At 67.4% G+C, this 18,964-nt stretch carries 16 protein-coding genes and 1 pseudogene; 6 read left to right on the forward strand and 11 right to left on the reverse strand.

Annotation, left to right across the window (positions count from 1 at the left end; all coding sequences use genetic code 11):
- Positions 1 to 6 precede the first annotated feature (6 nt).
- The 9 genes from CRT60_RS13825 to CRT60_RS13865 all read right to left on the reverse strand — a co-directional run bounded on the left by CRT60_RS13825 (position 7) and on the right by CRT60_RS13865 (position 9,553).
- Entirely contained in the window at positions 7 to 1,086 is a 1,080-nt protein-coding gene (locus tag CRT60_RS13825; RefSeq protein ID WP_098736941.1) for an alpha-hydroxy acid oxidase, read from the reverse strand.
- Positions 1,083 to 1,745 (reverse strand): tetratricopeptide repeat protein, encoded by a 663-nt coding sequence (locus tag CRT60_RS13830; RefSeq protein ID WP_098736942.1) that lies wholly within the window; start codon positions 1,743 to 1,745, stop codon positions 1,083 to 1,085. Before CRT60_RS13830 ends, CRT60_RS13825 begins: the two co-directional genes overlap by 4 nt.
- Positions 1,746 to 1,756: 11 nt before the next feature.
- Entirely contained in the window at positions 1,757 to 2,443 is a 687-nt protein-coding gene (locus tag CRT60_RS13835) for a Fe2+-dependent dioxygenase (RefSeq protein ID WP_098736943.1), read from the reverse strand.
- Positions 2,444 to 2,684: 241 nt separating this feature from the next.
- Complete coding sequence (locus CRT60_RS13840; RefSeq protein ID WP_098736944.1) at positions 2,685 to 4,982, reverse strand: TonB-dependent receptor; 2,298 nt, start codon at positions 4,980 to 4,982, stop codon at positions 2,685 to 2,687.
- 393 nt (positions 4,983 to 5,375) lie between these two features.
- Positions 5,376 to 5,813: an EamA family transporter gene (locus CRT60_RS13845; RefSeq protein WP_098736945.1), complete on the reverse strand. Its 438-nt coding sequence runs from the start codon at positions 5,811 to 5,813 to the stop codon at positions 5,376 to 5,378.
- A gap of 33 nt (positions 5,814 to 5,846) precedes the next feature.
- On the reverse strand, positions 5,847 to 6,437 hold the full coding sequence (locus CRT60_RS13850; RefSeq protein WP_098736946.1) for a DUF6655 family protein: 591 nt from the start codon (positions 6,435 to 6,437) through the stop codon (positions 5,847 to 5,849).
- Positions 6,438 to 6,666: 229 nt separating this feature from the next.
- Positions 6,667 to 7,233, reverse strand: coding sequence for a histidine phosphatase family protein (locus CRT60_RS13855; RefSeq protein ID WP_098737046.1), 567 nt, complete (start codon positions 7,231 to 7,233; stop codon positions 6,667 to 6,669).
- Positions 7,234 to 7,395: 162 nt separating this feature from the next.
- Positions 7,396 to 8,505, reverse strand: coding sequence for a type II asparaginase (locus CRT60_RS13860; protein ID WP_280177218.1), 1,110 nt, complete (start codon positions 8,503 to 8,505; stop codon positions 7,396 to 7,398).
- 217 nt (positions 8,506 to 8,722) lie between these two features.
- Positions 8,723 to 9,553: an SDR family NAD(P)-dependent oxidoreductase gene (locus CRT60_RS13865; protein ID WP_098736947.1), complete on the reverse strand. Its 831-nt coding sequence runs from the start codon at positions 9,551 to 9,553 to the stop codon at positions 8,723 to 8,725.
- Between the two features lie 107 nt (positions 9,554 to 9,660).
- Here CRT60_RS13865 and CRT60_RS13870 point away from each other — a divergent pair, with 107 nt between their 5' ends.
- The 6 genes from CRT60_RS13870 (at position 9,661) to CRT60_RS13895 (ending at position 17,647) form a co-directional block, all read left to right on the forward strand.
- Positions 9,661 to 10,623: a LysR family transcriptional regulator gene (locus CRT60_RS13870; protein ID WP_098736948.1), complete on the forward strand. Its 963-nt coding sequence runs from the start codon at positions 9,661 to 9,663 to the stop codon at positions 10,621 to 10,623.
- Between the two features lie 60 nt (positions 10,624 to 10,683).
- The gene (locus CRT60_RS13875; RefSeq protein WP_244592478.1) at positions 10,684 to 12,375 is read left to right on the forward strand and encodes a caspase family protein; all 1,692 of its coding nucleotides are present in this window, start codon (positions 10,684 to 10,686) and stop codon (positions 12,373 to 12,375) included.
- 241 nt (positions 12,376 to 12,616) lie between these two features.
- The gene (locus CRT60_RS13880) at positions 12,617 to 13,399 is read left to right on the forward strand and encodes a gluconate 2-dehydrogenase subunit 3 family protein (RefSeq protein ID WP_098736950.1); all 783 of its coding nucleotides are present in this window, start codon (positions 12,617 to 12,619) and stop codon (positions 13,397 to 13,399) included.
- Between the two features lie 3 nt (positions 13,400 to 13,402).
- Positions 13,403 to 15,175 carry a GMC family oxidoreductase gene (locus tag CRT60_RS13885; RefSeq protein ID WP_098736951.1) on the forward strand — a complete coding sequence of 591 codons (1,773 nt, stop codon included), beginning with the start codon at positions 13,403 to 13,405 and terminating at the stop codon, positions 15,173 to 15,175.
- Entirely contained in the window at positions 15,172 to 16,425 is a 1,254-nt protein-coding gene (locus CRT60_RS13890) for a cytochrome c (protein ID WP_098736952.1), read from the forward strand. Before CRT60_RS13885 ends, CRT60_RS13890 begins: the two co-directional genes overlap by 4 nt.
- Before the next feature lie 136 nt (positions 16,426 to 16,561).
- Positions 16,562 to 17,647 (forward strand): FUSC family protein, encoded by a 1,086-nt coding sequence (locus CRT60_RS13895; protein WP_098736953.1) that lies wholly within the window; start codon positions 16,562 to 16,564, stop codon positions 17,645 to 17,647.
- 80 nt (positions 17,648 to 17,727) lie between these two features.
- On the opposite strand, the gene CRT60_RS13900 is transcribed toward CRT60_RS13895, so the two are convergent.
- Together CRT60_RS13900 and CRT60_RS13905 are read right to left on the reverse strand one after the other, a co-directional pair.
- On the reverse strand, positions 17,728 to 17,973 hold the full coding sequence (locus CRT60_RS13900; protein ID WP_098736954.1) for a hypothetical protein: 246 nt from the start codon (positions 17,971 to 17,973) through the stop codon (positions 17,728 to 17,730).
- A gap of 38 nt (positions 17,974 to 18,011) precedes the next feature.
- Positions 18,012 to 18,964, reverse strand: a pseudogene (locus CRT60_RS13905) (type I glyceraldehyde-3-phosphate dehydrogenase); the annotation flags it as partial.

The following is an 18,964-nucleotide window of genomic DNA, read 5'->3' on the forward strand; positions in this document are numbered from 1 at the left end:
CCGCGATCAGGTGCTGAAGATCACCGAGCGGTCGATGTCCGGCAGGGTCGGCTGCCCGGTGAGCGCCATGGCGACCTCCAGTTCGGTTTGCAGCAGGGTCAGCATATGGGCGACGCCGGCCATGCCGCCGACGGCCAGCGCGTGCAGCACCGGCTGCCCCACCAGCACGGCGTCGGCCCCCAGCGCCAGCGCCTTCAGGATGTCGGTGCCGCGGCGGATGCCGCCATCCATCAGGACCGGCAGACGGCGGGCCGCCCGCTCCGCCACCGCCGGCAGGGCATCGATGCTGGCGGGCAGGGTGTCGAGCGTCCGGCCGCCATGGTTGGAGACGATCAGGCCGCCGGCCCCGGCGGCGATGGCGGGCTCCACATCCTCGGGATTGAGGATACCCTTCAGCAGGACGGGCAGGCCCGTTTCGCTGCACAGCCACGCCACCATGTCCCAGGTCGGGGCGGCGTGCAGCATGCCCTGGAAGACCGGGCTGCCGGGGCGTGGCGGGCGGAAATCGTCGGGAGCGAGGCCGGCGAGGTTCACCGGGGCGATGGTCGGCGGCAGGCGGAAGCCCGCGCGCTGTTCCATGTTGCGCATTCCGTTCACCGGCGCGTCCACCGTCAGAACCAGCGCCTTGCAGCCGGCATCCTCCGCCCGCCGCGCCAGGGTCAGTGTGTCCTCCCGCCGCGGCTGGCTGTAGAGCTGGAACCACAGGGGCGCCGTCGCCCGCCGGGCTATCTCGTCCACCCGGACGCTGGCCTGGGTGCTGACGGTCATCCAGCTGCGGGTCAGGCCGGCGGCCTCCACCGTCGCCAGTTCGCCGTCGGGATGGACCAGCCTGTGATGGGCCATCGGCGCCAGGACGATGGGATAATCCAGCACTTCCCCGAACAGTTCGGACCGGGCGGTGGCGCCGGACAGGTCGCGCAGGACGCGCGGCATCAGGCGCAGGCGGTCGAAGGCCTCGCGGTTGGCGCGCTGGGTGATGCCGTCGGCCCCGGCCCCGGAGATGTAGGCGCGGGTCGCCGGATCGACCCGGCCGTTGAAATGCCGCTCATAGTCGGACAGCGACACGGTGTCGGGCGGGACGATCATCGGCAAGCCTCCTTTCGGCTTTCGGCAAGCCTCAGGGCCTCGGCGGCCAGCGCCTGGATCTGCGGATCGGGATGCGGGGCCAGGGCCGCCGCCATGCTGCGGTAGAAGTCGGGAAAGCCGCTGTCGAGCGCGAGGCGGAACCAGCGCAGCGCCTCCTCCCTCGCCCCGTCCCCGATCAGCAGGCGGGCATGGTTGAAGCAGCCCCAGCAATCGCCGCTCTCCGCGGCCGCCTTGAACAGGGCACGCGCCGCGGCCTCGTCGGCCGGTACCGCGCGCCCGCTCTCATGGAACAGACCCAGCATGTTCAATGCCTTGGCATTGCCCTTGGCGGCGGAGGCGGCGTAGAGCCGGTAGGCGGCCTCGTCATCCCTGGCGACGCCGATTCCGCGGCAATGGAGGTCGGCGAGGTTGAACATCGCCCAACCGTCGCCGAGATCGGCCGCCTTGCGGTAATGGGCCGCCGCCTGGACGGGATCGGCGGGAACGCCCCAGCCATGTTCATGGCAGCGGCCGAGCAGGTTGATGGCGCGGGCGTCGCCGCCGCGCGCCGCGCTGCGGAACCAGGCGAAGGCCTGCCCGTCCTCGCCGCGGTCGAGGCAGGACTGGCCGAGCGCCAGCAGGGTGTCGGCCGGGCCGATGCCGCGGGAGGTGAGCCGCATCGGAACCGTCCTCACACCTCCGCCCAGCGGCGCAGCAGGTTGTGGTAATGGTTGACCAGCGACAGGACGGCGTGATGGCTGTCGCCCAGCTCCTGCCGCAGCTCGATGATCGCCATGTCGAGGTCGTAGAGCATGGCGCGCAGCCCGTCGTCGCGCACCATCGACTGGGTGAAGAAGAAGGAGGCCCAGCGCGATCCGCGCGTCACCGGGCTGACCTGATGCAGGCTGCTGGACGGATAGACCACCGCATGCCCCGCCGGCAGCTTGACCGGCCGGGTACCGTAGGTGTCCTCGACGATCAGCTCGCCGCCCTCGTATTCCTCGGGATCGCTGAGGAAGATGGTGGTCGACACGTCGGCCCGCATGCGCATGCCGCCGGTTCCAGGGATCGTGCGGATGCTGTTGTCGACGTGATAGCCGTAGGTCATGGCCTGGTCGTAGCGGTTGAACATCGGCGGTAGCACGCGCAGCGGCAAGGCGGCGGAATTGAAGGCCGGGTTGCGGGCCAGCGCGCGCAGGATGACAGTGCCAAGCTCCCGCGCGGTGTCGCTCTCCTCCGGGATTTGCAGATTGCGCTTGGCGCTCGCCGCCTGATCGCCCGCGGTGACCCGCCCGTCGACCCAGGGCGATGCCTCCAGCACCGTGCGGCACTGCGCGATCTCATCCGCGGTAAGGATGTCGGGGATCTGCAGGAGCATGGGGTGGTTCCTCGTACAAGAGAGGCCGGACCGCCCGTGACGGGAGCGGTCCGGCCGACTTTTCATACTATCGAGCGTAAAGCCTGACACATCAGGCTTTGCGCTCGCCCTCAATCGGCGGGCGCGGCCATCCGGCCGCTTGCCTGCGCAGGCATGGGCCTGCGGGGCCGCAGTCGCGGCCCTTACAGCCGGGCATAAGTCAGGACTTATGCCCGGCTGTATCAGACGATGCGGTTATGGATCAGAAGGTCAGCCCGGTGGTCAGCATGACGGTGCGGCCGGAGGCCGGCACGGCGCGGCTGGCGTTGAAGGCCGAGGTGTAGTTGCGATGGTCGGTCAGGTTGTAACCGTTCAGCGCCACCGAGACGTTGCGGAACTCGTAGGACACCAGCGCATCCGCCGAGAAGGTGTAGGGCAGGCGGCCGGTGTTGGCGCTGTCCGTCCAATACTCCGACGCCACCTGCATGCCGCCGCCGACCGTGAACTTGCCGACGCTGCCGGTATCGAACTCGTAGGTCGTCCACAGGCTGCCATTGTGCTTCGGCACGTTGGGGGCGGCGTGGCCGACCAGCGCCGCGTTGGTGCGCGACTCCGTCACCTTGCCGGTCAGATAGGCGTAGTTGGTGTAGACGCTCCAGCCTTCCGTCAGCTTGCCGCTGATGCTGGCCTCGAAACCGCGGATGCGGACGCCGAGCCCGGCTTCGGAGAAGCCGTCGGTGACGGTGCCGGTGGCGGGGTCGACCGAGTAGGTGTTGGTCTTTTCCGCCTGGAAGATCGCGCCGCTGATGCCCAGCCGGCCGTTCAGGAAGTCGGCCTTGCCGCCGATCTCGTACAGATCGGTCTGCTCCGGATCGAAGCTGCGGGCGCCGTTCGGCGTCTCCGCCGTGCCGTTGGTGACCGCGGCGGCGATGTCGGTGCCGATGGGCTTGTAGGAGCGCGAGTAGGAGGCGTAGACCGACGACTCCTTGGTCGGCTCATAGATCAGGCTGACCGACGGGCTCCAGGTGCGGTCGGAAGCCTGCCCGCCGGCGATGGTCGGAGAGGCGGAGCCGAAGCTGGTGCGGAAATAGTCCCAGCGCAGGCCGCCCTGGACCGACAGCGTGTCGAACAGCCACATGCGGTCGGTGACGAACAGGCCGGCGTTGGTCACGCTGGCCTCGCGGCCGCCGCTCTCCGGATAGACGATGGCGGTGTTGGCGGAGTAGTTGCGCGTCGGGTTGCGGACCGTCTGGTTGTTGACCCGGTTGACCCAGGTGCCGCTCTCGCGCTTGTCGCGCTGATAGCTGACGTCGAGGCCGCCGTTCAGGGAGTGGCGCAGCCCGAACAGATCGCCGTCGACCTTGGCGCCGGTGACGTTCTGGACGCCGAAGCCCTGCTGCTTGAACGCCATGCCGCCGCCGGCGCCATAGCTCAGCGCCACGTCGCGGCCGGCCAGGAACTGGGTCGCCGCGGCGCCGCTGAGGGGCGACGGGGTGGTGGAGGCGATGTTGCGTTCGTAATGGCTGAAGCGGGAGTCGTTGTAGACCGACAGCGCCTTGTTCACCTCATGCGCGAAGGACGAGGTGAGGATGTGGTTCTCGGTGTCGTCGCGGTCGAGCGTGCGGACATAGGAGGTGGAGCGGCTGAGGCCGAACTCCGCCGCCGGACGGAAGATGCCGTCGCGGCCCTGCACCATCGGCTGGCCCATGTCGGGCGTCTTCTCGCCCTTCAGGAAGGCGTAGTTCAGATGCCAGGTGGTCGGCGTGCCGAGACCCAGGCCCAGGTCGGCGGCGATGCCGCGGCGGTCGGCGTCCACATCGTCGCGGCCGGAGACGTTCTGGGTGTGGTACAGGCCGTTCACCCGCAGCGCCGCGGTGTCGCTCAGCGGCTGATTCACGTCCACCGTGGTGCGGTAGGTCGGGCCGCTGCCCACCGACTGCTCCACCTTGGCCTTCTGCTGCAGGGACGCCTTCTTGGTGCCCTGGTTGATGACGCCGCCGGAATTGCCGACGCCGAAGCCGTTCCCCGACGGGCCCTTGAAGACCTGCACCGTCTCGGTGTTGAAGACGTCGTGGGTGTAGACGCCGAAATCCTTCAGCCCGTCGGTGTAGATGTCGCCGCGCGCGGTCAGGCCGCGGATGCGGAACTGGTCGCCGTTCTGGCCGCCGTTGCCCTCGCCGGTCGAAATGGTGATGCCCGGCACGTTGCGCAGCGCCTGCTCCAGCGAGGTGGCGCGCTGCTGCTCGATGATCTCCTGCGGCACGACATTGACGACGCGGGGCGTGTCCTTGACCGTGTCGGGCAGGCGGGACACGCCGGTCGGGGCGGCGTTGACGTTGCCGGTCGGCGGTGCCGCGGCATCGACCTTGATCGAATCGAGCTGCAAGGCGTCGCCGGAGGACCGTTGCGGCGTCGGACCCGTCCCCGGAGTTCCCGATCCCGTGCCGGTGCCCTGCGCAGCGGCCGTCGCCGGCAGGGCGAAGCTCATGGCAAGGCTGGCGGTGGCGGCGGCACCTGCCAGAAGGGGTCTCAGTCCGTGGGGGGACGTGGTCTGTCGCATCAAGCTCTCCCGAAATGCGCCAAGGTGGATTGGACGATCGCTGGAGCGCCTTCTACCAATGGGATAGGCCACCCTTGCAACAGCTGAGATTGAGAGGCATTCTGAGTTGGAGAGCGCCCCGACAGCCATCACGGGCGGCGAAAGCGGCTTTCACTCCGAATGCGCGTGGTTGGCGGTCCGGGTCACGGTGGCGGCAAGCTGCGGCGCGTTATGAAATTTATGATTAATTATCAATGAGATGGCGTGTGCCAGCGGTGGCGGGTCGATGTCAGTGGGAAGGGGCTTTCCAGGGTGGAAATCGGCAATGTTGCCGAAAAGTCACTATGATAATAAGAATGATTTTCATTCGCATAGGACTAGGTGAGGTAGCCCGTTCCTGTGTGGAAACCGGCGTCACCTGAATGCCAGCAGAATCACCCCGGCAGCGATCAGCACGACCCCCAGCCAGTTCGGCGCCGACAGCTTTTCACCAAGGAACAGAACGCCGAAAACCGCCACCAACACGACGCTGAGCTTGTCGACCGGCGCCACCTGCGAGGCGGGCCCCAGCTTCAGCGCGCGGAAATAGCACAGCCAGGAGGCCCCGGTGGCGAGGCCGGACAGGACGAGGAACAGCCACGTCCTGCCCGACACCGCCGACGGCGACAGCGACTGGTCCGACGAGACGACGATCCCGATCAGCATGGCGAAGATGACGGCGGTGCGGATCAGCGTCGCCATGTCGGACCCGACGCCTTCGACGCCGACCTTGGCGAAGATGGCGGTCAACGCCGCGAAGCAGGCCGACAGCAGCGCCCACAGCATCCAGGACGGAAACAGGTCACCGGTCATTCTCTTGGTTTCCTTCAGATCGCTTCCGTCCGGTCAGTTGTCCCAGGGTTTCGGGTCTGGCCGGGTGTCGGGCGGCAGCAGGTCGTTGGTGTCCCAGCTCAGCATCAGCAGCAGCACCCATTCCGCCCGGTTGGAGAAACCGTATTGCGGCCCGCTGGAGGACACCAGCGTACCGGAATTCCTGTCGTAGGCGGTTGCGGCGATCTTGGCGACGCCCTGGGTCAGTTCCTTCTTGAACAGCGAAATCTCCGGCGTGGAGGAACTGCCGCCGACCGGCATCGGAATGTCGATGCTGGGAATGCCGAGCAGGGAGCTTTCGCTGTCCACCGACAGGGCTCCGACCCGCAACTCGACGATGGTGGCCGCCTTGTCGCGGTTCTCGGCCATAGCGGCGCCATGGCGCAGCAGGGCGTCGCGCACGGCGGAGACGGCGTATTTGGTGTCGTAGCCTTCGACGCCGGCGGAATCGACATAGATGCTTCCCCGCACCGCCAGCTTGCCTGCCAAACGCTCGGCGGCCTGATCAGCCGCGGTGGAGATCAGCAGCTGTTCGGTGGCGGAGCGGGCAGGGGTGGTGACGTGGGAGGTCGAGCAGCCGGCCAGTCCAAACCCAACGATGCTCAATAGAATCGGCAGCCCGATCCGGTAAAGCCGGCGCCATGCGCCGTCATGGGTCGGTAATTCATTGTGAGAATATTTGGTTCGCCCACCGAACATCAGTCCTTTTCCTGGCATCTTCCCGGCGATCGGCCGCGTTGGGCGGCCTATCCAGACCGACGGCAGGCGTCCGGTCAACGGCGCAGATGTCCAGGTCCACCGCGAAGGGCGGTACCACCCACCCCCATCGCACGGATCAGGGGACGGTCAGCCGATCCACCTGCTCCGGGTTGGGGGTGCCGTTCGCCCGCAGCAGCACCGCCTCGCCCGAAGCCGGGAAGATGCCGGTCAGGGCGGTGACGGTGACCTGATGGGTGACCAGAACGACCGGCTTGCCGTCGCGCGGCAGGTCGGCCAGGAACTGGCGCAGTTGGGTGATCCTGTCCTTCTCCTCATCCTGCTGGCCGAAGAAGGAGTTGAGCACCGGCAGATCCTTCACCGGGCCGAGGTCCAGCAGGCGGGCGGTGTCCAGGCAGCGGCACCATTGGCTGGACAGAACGCGCGCCTGATCGATGCCGAGTTGCCGCAGCCGCCCGCCGATCCGTGCCGCCTGGGTGCGGCCATCCTCGCTGAGATTGCGCTGGGTTGCGCAGTCGTCCAGCGTGAATCCGGCCGGATCGCCGGTGCCGGGTGCCTCCGCATGGCGCATCAGCACGATGAGCCCGGCCGTGTCCTGTGCCGCGGCGGGACATACGCCGGCCAGGACGGCAACCAGCGCCGCGGCGGACAGGACAATCAGGCTGCGGCGGCATGGGGCAGGCATCGGCATCTCCTTCGGTGGTGCGGCCGCTGATCGGAGCCCGGTGCGGCTTCCGTTTCCTCCTGCTCAACGCCCGGTCCGGGGTGCTTGTTGCCGGCAGCATTCTCCGCGACGGGAGAGGGGCCGCCGGAGAGTGCCGGACGGCCCCTGTCTGCATGTCCCGGCTCAGTAGGTGTAGAACATCTTCTGGATGGCCTTGCTGTCGGTCGTCCTGGTCAGCGCCAGCATCAGCAGGATGCGCGCCTTCTGCGGGTTGAGGGTGTCGCTGGCGACGAAATCCAGCTCGTCGTCGTTGGCCTCGCCGTTGCGCGCGACGATGCCGTTGCCGACGCGGGACGAGCGGACGATTGCCACCCCCTGCTTGCGGGCGTCGATCAGGCCGGGCTTCATCGCGTTGGACAGGCTGCCGTCACCGACGCCGGCATGGACGATGCCCTTGGCCCCCGCCTTCACCAGCGCGTCGAGCGCCGTGCGGTTGTTGTTGGCATAGCCATAGACGATGTCGACCTGCGGCAGGCTGTCGAGGTTGGAGATATCGAACTCCGCCTCGGCGGTGTGCTTGCGCACGACCTGCCGGTAGAAATGCGCCTTGTTGTCCTGCATGTAGCCGAGGAAGCCCAGTTCCGGCGTGCGGAAGGTGTCGGCGGTCGAGGTGTTGGTCTTGGTCACGTCGCGGCCGGCGTTGATCTGGTCGTTGAGCGAGACCAGCACGCCCTTGCCGACGGCATCCTTGGAGCCGGCCAGCGTCACCGCGTTGTAGAGGTTGACCGGACCGTCGGCGCTGATGGCGGTGGACGGCCGCATGGCGCCGACGATCACCACCGGCTTGGTGCTCTTGACCGTCAGGTTCAGGAAATAGGCGGTTTCCTCGATGGTGTCGGTGCCGTGGGTGATGACGATGCCGTCGACGTCCTTCTGCGCCAGCAGTTCGTTGACCCGCTTGGCCAGCTTCAGCCAATGGTCGTTGGTCATGTTCTCGCTGGCGATCTGGAAGACCTGCTCGCCTTTGACGTTGGCGACCTTCTTCAGTTCCGGCACCGCTTCGATCAGCTTTTCGACGCCGACCTTGGCGGCGGTGTAGCCGACGGTCGTGGTGCTGGTGGCGCCGGTGCCGGCGATGGTGCCGCCGGTCGCCAGGATGGTGACGTTGGGCAGCCCGTCATCGGCGAAGGCGGCGTGGGTCGCGGTTCCGCTCAGGAGCAGCGCGGCAAGTCCGGCGGCGGCCACTTTGCGGCCCATGCCGCGGCCCATGATGCGGGTGGTGGTCTTGAACACGGCGTTCCTCTCCCATTGCGATTTTATTGGCCGGCCCGTGCCAGCCTGCGGGAGGACGCAGTCTCGGCAATTCCATTGAATGCCCTTAGTCAGCGTCATGAACGGTTTGCGGACCGAATGTGAATGCCCGTTCGAAAATCGGCGCCGCGGGCGGGAGAGTTCGCCGGCCTTGCAAACCCTCCTGCCCATTGGCCCACCCGTTCGCCAGTCCTGCGCCTCAGCCCCGGTCGGTGAAGTCGGTGCTGCGGGTCACCGCTTCCCAGGCGTCGATTTCCGCGATCACGGCGTCGAGCTTGGACCGGGCGCGGTTGAGGGCATCGGACCCCAGCAGCAGATGGAGCGGCGGGGTGTCTGAACGGACGGCGGCCATGATGGCCTGCGCCGCCCGATCCGGATCGCCGAGCTGGCGTCCGGCCATGCCGTCGAAGGCGGACGACATGCGTCCGACGCTGTCGGCATAGGCCGCGTCTTCGGCGCTGCTCTTGCGGATCGAATGGTTGGACAGGAAGTCGGTGCGGAAGGCGCCGGGAGCTACCGCCGTTACTTTGATGCCCAGCGGGCCGACCTCCTGCGCGAGACTGGAGGACAATCCTTCCAAGGCATGTTTGGCTGCCGCATAGAGACCGGAAGCGGCGCCGGGTGCCCGTCCGGCGATGGAGGTGATGTTGACGATATGGCCCGCCCCCTGGGCGCGCAGGCGGGGCAGGGCGGCGCGGATGATGCGGAAGGGCGCGAACACGTCGACCGCGAACAGCCGGGCGACCTCGTCGTCGCTGGCCTGCTCGACCGCCCCCAGCAGGCCGTAGCCCGCATTGTTGACGATCACGTCGATGCGGCCGGCAAGAGCGAAGGCCTGACCGACCGCCGCCTCCGCTGCATCGCCGTCGGCGAGGTCGACGGTAAGGACATGCAGGGTGCCGCGTCCCGCGGGGAGGTCCGGCCTGCCGGTGCGGACGGTGCCGATGACGGTGTCGCCCTCCGCAAGGGCCGCCTTGGCGAGCGCCAGCCCGAGGCCGCGTGAGATGCCGGTGATGAACCATGTGGTCATGGGAAGTCTCCTTTCGCGGTCAGAGATACGTCCCGTAACATGTTTACAGAATGCCCGGATTTCTGATCAGACTTGTAAGCGTGGCTGAAGAATGCTTTCTTCAAGCGATGGACCCCTTGCTCTCCGGCAGCGACTACAACCAACTTCGCGCGTTCCTCGCCGTCGGCGAGACGCTGAGTTTCAGCCGGGCGGCGGAGCGTCTGGGCGTTTCCCCGTCTGCGCTCAGCCAGCTGGTGCGCGGGTTCGAGGAGCGTGTCGGAGTGCGGCTGCTCAACCGGACCACGCGCAGCGTCGCGCTGACCGATGCCGGCGAGAATCTGCTCCGGCGCGTGCAGCCGGCCGTCTCGGAACTCGGCGACGCCATCGGGCAGGTGCGCCAGTATCGCGAACGCCCCTCCGGCACCGTTCGTGTGCATAGTTTCCGCGCGGCGGCGGAACTCTACATCGAACCGATGCTGGCGGACTTCGCGCGGGACTTTCCGGATGTCGTGCTGGACATCACGCTGGACGATGCCGTGGTGGATCTGGTGGCCGGCGGCTTCGATGCGGCCATCCGGATCGGCGAAGTGATCGACCGCGACATGGTCGCCGTGCGTCTCGGTCCGGACCTGCGACAGATCGCCGTGGCGTCGCCCGACTATTTGGATCGCCATGGCCGTCCGGCGCATCCGCGCGATCTGGTCGACCATCGTTGCATCCGCTGGCGCTGGCCGGGCCATGTGATGCCCTATGCCTGGGAATTCTTCGGAAACGGGTCCTGGTTCGAGGTCGCGGTCGACGGGCCGCTGATCTTCAACGACAAGGACGTGGCATTGCGTGCGACCCTCCGGGGAATCGGGATCGGCTTTTGTGTCGAGGACGCGGTGGCCGGGCCTATCGCGGCGGGAAAACTGGTTCCGCTGCTGGAGGACTGGTCCGCCGCCTTTCCCGGCCGGTTCCTGTGCTATCCGCGCCAGCGGCAGATGGCCCCGGCCCTGCGGGCCTTCATCGACGCGGTTCGCACCGCCGCGTCCATGGCGGACGGCAAGGCGGATGCCGGGTTGGTGCAGGACGACGGTCGCCGGCCTTGAATCCCGTGCCGTTGCCTGGGCAGAGTGCCGGCACTGCTTTCGATCCGAAGGAAACCGGCTTTGAAGATCCTGGGACGCACCGTCGCGCTCGCCCTGTCGCTTTTCGTGTGGGTGGCGGCCTCGGGTGAGGCCGCGGCGGAACGGCGGGTGGCGCTGGTGCTGGGCAACAGCGACTACCGCTTTGCGCCGCGGCTGCCCAACCCGACCAACGATGCCAAGGCGATGGCGGAGTCCCTGCGCGCGGCCGGCTTCGAGTTGATCGGCGGGGCGCCGCAGCTCGATCTGGACCGGGCGGCAACGGAACGGGCGATCCGCAACTTCGGCGCCAAGCTGGCCGGGGCCGATGTCGGCTTGTTCTTCTATGCCGGACACGGCATGCAGGCGCGGGGCACCAATTACCTGCTGCCGGTTTCCGCCAATCTGGAGAAGGAGGCGGATGTCCGGTACGAACTGATCGACGTCGCCATGGTGCTGGACGAGATGGCGCTGGCGGAAAGCCGGCTGAACATCGTCATCCTGGACGCCTGCCGCAACAATCCCTTCGGTGGGCGCGGCATGCGTGCGGCGTCGCCGGGCCTGGCGCAGATGCAGGCTCCCGCCGGGACGATCATCGCCTATGCGACCCAGCCGGGCGCCGTGGCGGCTGATGGTGCGGGCTCCAACAGCCCCTACACCGAGGTGCTGTCCAAGGCGCTGCTGAAGCCGGGCGAGGCGGTTTTCGATGTCTTCAACGATGTCGGCATCGCGGTGAAGCGCAACTCCGGCGGGGTGCAGCAGCCTTGGGTTTCGGCGTCTCCCATCGAAGGGCGTTTCTATTTCCTGGGGCCGACCACGGTGGTGACGGCGCCTCCCGCCGAAGCAACGCCTCCGGTTCCCGCGGCTTCCGCGGCGAACGCCGACAAGGAGACGCTGTTCTGGGACAGCATCAAGGGCAGTTCCAACCGCGGGCTCTTCGAAGCCTATCTGAAGCAGTTCCCGCAAGGCACCTTCGCCCCCATCGCCGAGGTGCGCGTCGCCGAACTGGGCGGGGCGGTGCCTGCGGAGCGGGCCCAGCTTTCGGTCGCGGCACTCGCCGCCCCGCCGGTTCCTGCTCCAATTCCCGCCCCAGTTCCCGGGCCAACTCCTGCCCCGGCGCCGATCCCGGCCCCTTCGGCAATCCCGGCACCGGCGGCTCCGCCGGCCCAGCCGCTCGATGTGGCGGCGATCCCCTATCTCAACGCCAAAGCGCGGCAGACGCTGGCGATGTATGGGGGATTGCCCTCGCCCAAGGCGCTGGCGATCTCGACCAAGGGCAATTACGCCTATTTCTCCAACAGGTCGAACAGCCGGACCGGGGACGACGTCAAGCGCAGCGCCCTGCAATATTGCCAGTACCGTGCGGAGGAGCCCTGCACGCTCTATGCGGTGGACGATGCGGTGGTGATGGATGCCAAGGGCTTCACGCCGATGCCGGTCGAGATCCTCGGGGCCGGCCGTTTCGATCCGGCGCGGGTGCCCTTCGTCAGCGACCACACCCGCAAGGTCGGCATGGTGAACTACCAGCGCAACCCCGGCTACAAGGCGCTGGCCGTGACGCTGGCCGGGCGCTGGGCCACCGTCTGGGATCGCGACAGCGAGGAAGAGGCGAAGGACGCGGCGCTGGAGCGGTGCGAGCAGTCCGGCGGCAACCATGAGTGCATGCTCTACGCCGTAGGCGACAGGATCGTCTTCGAAGAGGCCCCGGAAGAGGAGGAAGACGAGGAAGAGGAGTGACCGAGGGCGCCGAAAGATTGCGTCGCCACAGGTCAGTGTCCGTCCGCGGTTACCACCGGTGGAGACTACATTTGCGTCCGCCGCACTGACCGTTTGTGCTCGATCATCGCCCAATGATGACGGCGTGCGCCATTGAGCCCGGGTGTATGTCTTTCGATCATTGGAAATTATCGTTTCGCCGCTGATTTGTTGTGCAATGCGACAACGGCTGCGGTTGTGACGATTCCGGGATGATCCAGACATGAACCCAAGCGAACGCCCGAATACGGGCCAGCCAAGCGTGTTCCACACCAGCCGCCGCCGCTTCCTCGCCACCACGGCGATGGGGCTGGTGGCGCTGACCGCCTCCGGCGCCAGGGCGAAAATCCTGTTCGGCACCGGGCTGCCCTGGGATTCCGGCTCCATCGAGCCGCCCCGCCAGGTGCTTCCCGGCCCCTGGACCTTCTTCACCCCGCGCGAAGGCGAACTGGTCGAGGCCATCGTCGAACGGCTGATCCCCGCGGACGACCTCAGCGTCAGCGGCAAGGATGCCGGCTGCGCCGTCTTCATCGACCGCCAGCTGTCCGGCCATTACGGCACCTCTGACCGGCTCTACATGAAGGGGCCGTTCCAGCCCGGCCTGCCGACCCAGGGCGACCAGACCGACCTGACCCCGGCGATGACGTACCGCCAGGGTCTGAAGGCGCTGGACGACCATTGCCGCCGGACGATGGACGGCAAGAGCTTCACCGACCTGTCTCCGGACCAGAAGGACAAACTGCTGACGGCGATGGAGGCGGGCGAGGCAAAGTTCGACGGTCCCGTCGGTTCCGGCAGCCTCTTCAGCCTGTTGTTGCAGAACACCATGGAAGGGTTCTTCGCCGACCCGATCCATGGCGGCAACCGCGACATGGTCAGCTGGAAGATGATCGGCTTCCCCGGCACCCGGTACGACTATCGGGACCATGTGCTGAAGCACAATCAGAAATACACGTTGCCGCCGGTGTCGATCGGCGGCCGCGGCGACTGGGCCAGGAAGGGCTGAGGAATGGCGCGCAAACTTCCCCACAAGGATGTGGTGATCGTCGGCCTCGGCTGGACCGGCTCGATCATCGCGAACGAACTGTGCGACGAAGGGCTGGACGTGGTGGCGCTGGAGCGCGGCCCCTGGCGCGACACCGCCACCGACTTCAACATCGGCTATGCCGCGGACGAGCTGCGCTACAACTCGCGCCAGGAACTGATGCTGCGCCCGGCGCAGACGACGGTGACCGCCCGCAACAACGCCGGCCAGACGGCGCTGCCGATGCGGCAATTCGGCTCCTTCCATCCCGGCAACGGCGTCGGCGGCGCCGGTGTGCACTGGGCCGGCATCACCTGGCGGTTCTCGCCCGCCGACTTCCGGCTGCGCTCTCATTTTACCGAGCGTTATGGTGCTCAGGCCATACCGGACGACATGACGATCCAGGACTGGGGCCTGACCTATGAGGACATGGAGCCCTATTACGACAAGTTCGAGTATCTCGCGGGCGTCTCGGGCAAGGCCGGCAACCTGAACGGCCAGATACAGGACGGCGGCAATCCGTTCGAGGGGCCGCGCAAGCGCGAGTTCCCCAACCCGCCGATGATGCAGACCTACGGCCCCACCCTGTTCGCCGAGGCGGCGGCCAAGCTGGGCTACAAGCCCTTCCCGATCCCGTCCTCGCTGCTGTCGCGCACCTACACCAACCCGTTGGGCGTGACGATGGGACAATGCACCTTCTGCGGCTTCTGCACCAATTACGGCTGCGCCAACTATTCGAAGGCCAGCGCCCAGACGACCGTGCTGCCGGTGCTGATGCGCAAGTCCAACTTCGAGCTGCGCACCCTGTGCGAGGTGCTGAAGGTCAATCTGGACTCCACCGGCAAGAAGGCGACCGGCGTCACCTATGTCGACACCTCGGGCGAAGAGCTGGAGCAGACGGCCGATCTGGTGATCCTCTGCGCCTTCATGCTGGACAATGTGCGGCTGATGCTGCTGTCCGGCATTGGCAAGCCTTACGACGCCAGCACCGGCACTGGCGTGGTGGGGCGGAATTTCTGCTACCAGATGGCCAATCAGGTGGTCGGTTTCTTCGATCCCGCCAAATACAACTTCAACAACTTCATCGGCGGCGGCGCCACCGGCATGGCCATCGACGAGCTGAACAACGACAATTTCGACCATGGGCCGCTGGGCTTCCTCGGCGGCGGCAGCACGCGCTGCGCGCCCATCGGGGCGGAGCCGATCTCCAAGCGGCCGACGCCGCCGGGCACTCCGGCCTGGGGATCGGGCTGGAAGAAGGCGATGCGCGACAGCTATCTCAGCAATCTCAGCGTCGGCTGCGAGGCCAGCAGCTATGCCAACCGCGGCAATTTCCTCGACCTCGATCCCACCTACACCGACCGTCTCGGCCGGCCGCTGATGCGCATCACCTTCGACTTCCCCGAGAACGACGTGAAGATGTCGGCCTATGTCACCAAGAAGGTGGCGGAAATCGTCCGCGCCATGGGGGCGCAGCAGAGCGTCGAGTATCCGCGCACCGGGCCCTGGTCGACGGTGCCCTACCAGTCGACCCACGTGGTCGGCGGCACGGCGATAGGTGCCGACCCCTCGACCAGCGCGGTGAACCCGTTCCTGCAGAGCTGGGACGTGCCCAACGTCTTCACCGTCGGGGCGAACGTCTTCCCACAGAATTCGGGCTTCAACCCGACCGGAACGGTGGGGGCGCTGGCCTTCCGCGCGGCGGATGCGATCCGCAGCCGCTACCTGAAATCCCCCGGCCCCTTGGTGCACGCATGACCAGGATCCGTCTCGCCATCGCCGCGGCCCTGCTGGTCACGGCGTCATTCAGCGTCATTGCCGCCGTCACGGCGCCGGCGCTTGCCGACGACCAGGACTTCACCCTGATCGAGCGTGGCCGCTATGTCGCCACCGCCGCCGACTGCGTCGCCTGCCACAGCGTGCCGGGCGGCAAGCCCTATGCCGGCGGAGCGGCCTTGCAGACGCCGTTCGGCACGCTGGTCGCCCCCAACATCACGCCGGACCGCGAGACCGGCATCGGCAACTGGACCGAGGAGGATCTGCGCCGAACCCTGCGCGAGGGCGTCGGTCGCGGCGGAAAGCGGCTCTACCCCGCCATGCCCTATCCCGCCTACACCCGGATGACCGATGACGACATCCATGCGTTGTGGGTCTATCTCCAGACGCTGGAGCCGGTGAGCAACGCGGTGGAAGCCAACCAGCTGCCCTTCCCCTTCAACATCCGGCTGCTGATGGCGGGCTGGAACCTGCTGAACTTCGAACCTTCGAGCTTCAAGCCCGACCCGCAGAAGTCGGAGGAGTGGAACCGCGGCGCCTATCTGGTCCAGGCGCTGGGCCATTGCGGCACCTGCCACACGCCGAAGAGCGCGCTGGGCGCCGACGACAACGACCGCGCCTTGCAGGGGGCCAACCTCCAGGCCTGGTATGCGCCGTCGATCACCGCCGACAAGCGGCAGGGCATCGGCAACTGGTCGGTTGAGCAGCTGACCGCCTATCTGAAGACCGGGGCGAACCATCAGTCGCTCGCTTCCGGCCCGATGGCGGAGGAGATCCAGAACTCCAGCTCCAAGATGACCGACGCCGATCTGAAGGCCATCGCCACCTATCTGCTCGACCGGACGCCGCCCGCGGGGAAGGCGCCGGCGCCGCTGGCGGCGGACGATGCGCGGATGAGGACGGGCGGTGCGGTGTATACCGACACCTGCATGGCCTGCCATGGCGGCGACGGCAAGGGCCAGACCTTCCTGTTCCCGACCTTGGCCGGCAGCGGTCTGGTGCAGGCCGACGATCCGGCGACGCTGATCCGGCTGGTGCTCGACGGCTCCCGCGCGGTGGCGACCGACGACCGTCCGACCGGCCCGGCGATGCCGCCGCTCGGCTGGCGGCTGACCGATGCCGACGTGGCGGCGGTCGTCACCTACATCCGCAACAGCTGGAGCAATGCCGCCCCGCCGGTCAGCGCCGGGGATGTGGCGAAGGTGCGCAAGACGCTGGCCCAGGCGAACTGACGGGGGCGGGGCAGCGGCAGCGAACCGGCCGCCGCTGCCCGTTCTCCGGGACGATGAAGGCGTCGCACCGTCTCTGGCGATTTGCGTCGTCATGGTGGACACTGAGCATCAGTCGGAGATGGCCGGGACTGATGGGATGAGCGATTGGCGGAGCGTGGCGGCGTCGTGGGTGACACGAAACCGGTCCAAGCTGGTGCATGCCTTGCGGATGACCGCCTCAACCCTCGCAACCTTCGCGCTGGCGGAGGTGCTGGACCTGCCGCAGGGATTCTGGGCCGTCATCACCGCGCTGATCGTTACCCAAAGCAATGTCGGCGGCTCGCTGAAGGCGGCGCTGGACCGCTTCGTCGGATCGCTGGTCGGCGTTGCCTATGGCGGGGCGATCACCATGCTGATCCCACACACGGACGGGCTGGCGCGTGCCGCGGCGCTGCTTGCGGCGGTGGCGCCGCTATCCTACTTGGCCGCCAAGTCGGCTGGCTTCCGCATTGCGCCGATCACCGCGATCATCGTGCTGCTGGGCAGCGCCGGGGCCAGCCTCGGCCCACTCAGCTTCGCCACCGACCGCATGCTGGAGGTCGGGCTCGGCTGCATCGTCGGCATCTTGGTGTCACTGCTGGTGGTACCGGCCCGCGCCTCGCGCTCCGTGCTGGACACGGCGGCGGAGGCGGCTCGGTTGATGGCGGAGCAGTTGGAGGCGTTGGCGGTTGCCGACGACGCGTCCCAGGCCGTCATGAACCGGTTGGTGGTGCGGACCCGGCAAGCCCTGACCCGTCTGGAAACCCTGGTGGGCGAGGCCGCGCGGGAGCGGCGGAGCCGGCTGGCCGACATGCCCGACCCCGATCCGCTGCTGCGCACGCTGATGCGGCTGCGGCACGACGTGGTGATGCTGCGTCGCGCCGTGGGGGAGCCCAGGCAGGATATCGCCGACCGCGACGTCTGCCCCGACTGGACACCGGTCGCGGCGGCGGGCGCGTCCACCCTGCGCGGTCTGGCCGATGCGCTTGCCACTGGCCAGCCGCCCGACCGCTCGACGGCGCTCGCCGATGCGCTGGCGGGCTACCGGGCCGGGATCGACCGCACGCGGGCGGAAAGGCGGACGCGAGACATGCCGACCGACTGGCTGTGGCGGATGTTCGGCACCGGCTTCGCGCTGGAGCAGTTCCGCCGCAACCTGGACGACCTCGTCGAACGGACGGCTGACTTCGCCGCCCATCGGTAGGCCGTCGGTGCAACGGCGAAAGGGCCGGCACCGCGAGGATGCCGGCCCTTTCGCCGTTTCAAAAGTCCGGGCTTGCCCGTTCAGCGGTCGCCCAGATCATGTTCGATTTCGGTCACCAGCCGTTCGGCGCAGTGCAGCGCCCGCTGGCGGTCGTCGTCGCTCATCCCCTGCATGGGGTCGGACTGGGCCGGAAAGGACTCCGACCGGCAGAGCCGGCGGCCCGAGGCGCAGACCATCACTTCGTACTGGCGGCTGTCCTCGTTGAACAGGCACTCGGACTCGAAGCCTTTGGCATCGGTTTCGGCCCACATGATCGTCTTGCTCATCGTCCGGCTCCTTCTGGTCTGGGTCGGGCTGGTCAGTCTTATTTGGCGTTCGCCATCGCGACGGCGGTGTCGGCCATCCGGTTGGAGAAGCCCCACTCGTTATCGTACCATGCCATGACGCGAACGAAATTGCCGTCGACGACCTTCGTCTCGTTGCATGCGAAGGTCGAGCTGTGCGGGTCGTGGTTGAAATCCGACGACACCAGTTCCTCGTCATAGGCGCCCAGCACGCCCTTCAGCGGGCCGTTGGCGGCATCAACGATCGCCTTGGTGATCTCTTCGACCGAGGTGTTGCGCTTGGCGGTGAACTTGAAGTCGACGACCGACACGTTCGGGGTCGGCACGCGCATGGCGGTGCCGTCCAGCTTGCCCTTCAGCTCCGGCAGCACCTTGCCGACCGCCTTGGCCGCACCGGTCGAGGTCGGGATCATGTTCAGGGCCGCGGCGCGGGCGCGGTGCAGATCCTTGTGGTTGGTGTCGACGATCCGCTGGTCACCCGTGTAGGAGTGGATCGTGGTCATGAAGCCCTTTTCGATGCCGACGAGGTTGTTCAGCACGAAGGCCACCGGGGCCAGGCAGTTGGTGGTGCAGGACGCGTTGGAGACGATCTTGTGCTCGGCGGTCAGCTTGTCGTGGTTGACGCCGTAGACGACGGTGATGTCCTCGTCGGTGGCCGGGGCCGAGATCAGTGCTCGGCGGTCAGCTTGTCGTGGTTGACGCCGTAGACGACGGTGATGTCCTCGTCGGTGGCCGGGGCCGAGATCAGCACCTTCTCGGCGCCGGCTTCCAGATGCTTGGCGGCGTCGGCGCGCTTGGTGAAGATGCCCGAGCATTCCATGGCGATCTGGACGCCCAGATCCTTCCACGGCAGCTTGGCCGGGTCACGCTCCTGCACGACCTTGATGGAGTGGCCGTTGACGATCAGCACGCCGTCGCCGGTCTCGATGGTGCCGGGGAAGCGGCCGTGGACGCTGTCGTACTTCAGCAGGTG

The organism is Azospirillum palustre (assembly GCF_002573965.1).
In the GTDB taxonomy this organism is placed as follows: domain Bacteria; phylum Pseudomonadota; class Alphaproteobacteria; order Azospirillales; family Azospirillaceae; genus Azospirillum; species Azospirillum palustre.

Bases quoted from the DNA above. Each gene is read 5' to 3' on its own strand.
- CRT60_RS13835 (WP_098736943.1), bottom strand. From the start codon at position 2,443: ATGCTCCTGCAGATCCCCGACATCCTTACCGCGGATGAGATCGCGCAG.
- CRT60_RS13885 (WP_098736951.1), top strand. From the start codon at position 13,403: ATGGCGCGCAAACTTCCCCACAAGGATGTGGTGATCGTCGGCCTCGGC.
- CRT60_RS13825 (WP_098736941.1), bottom strand. From the start codon at position 1,086: ATGATCGTCCCGCCCGACACCGTGTCGCTGTCCGACTATGAGCGGCAT.
- CRT60_RS13900 (WP_098736954.1), bottom strand. From the start codon at position 17,973: ATGAGCAAGACGATCATGTGGGCCGAAACCGATGCCAAAGGCTTCGAG.
- CRT60_RS13895 (WP_098736953.1), top strand. From the start codon at position 16,562: ATGAGCGATTGGCGGAGCGTGGCGGCGTCGTGGGTGACACGAAACCGG.
- CRT60_RS13865 (WP_098736947.1), bottom strand. From the start codon at position 9,553: ATGACCACATGGTTCATCACCGGCATCTCACGCGGCCTCGGGCTGGCG.
- CRT60_RS13870 (WP_098736948.1), top strand. From the start codon at position 9,661: ATGGACCCCTTGCTCTCCGGCAGCGACTACAACCAACTTCGCGCGTTC.
- CRT60_RS13880 (WP_098736950.1), top strand. From the start codon at position 12,617: ATGAACCCAAGCGAACGCCCGAATACGGGCCAGCCAAGCGTGTTCCAC.
- CRT60_RS13840 (WP_098736944.1), bottom strand. From the start codon at position 4,982: ATGCGACAGACCACGTCCCCCCACGGACTGAGACCCCTTCTGGCAGGT.
- CRT60_RS13890 (WP_098736952.1), top strand. From the start codon at position 15,172: ATGACCAGGATCCGTCTCGCCATCGCCGCGGCCCTGCTGGTCACGGCG.
- CRT60_RS13845 (WP_098736945.1), bottom strand. From the start codon at position 5,813: ATGACCGGTGACCTGTTTCCGTCCTGGATGCTGTGGGCGCTGCTGTCG.
- CRT60_RS13830 (WP_098736942.1), bottom strand. From the start codon at position 1,745: ATGCGGCTCACCTCCCGCGGCATCGGCCCGGCCGACACCCTGCTGGCG.
- CRT60_RS13855 (WP_098737046.1), bottom strand. From the start codon at position 7,233: ATGCCTGCCCCATGCCGCCGCAGCCTGATTGTCCTGTCCGCCGCGGCG.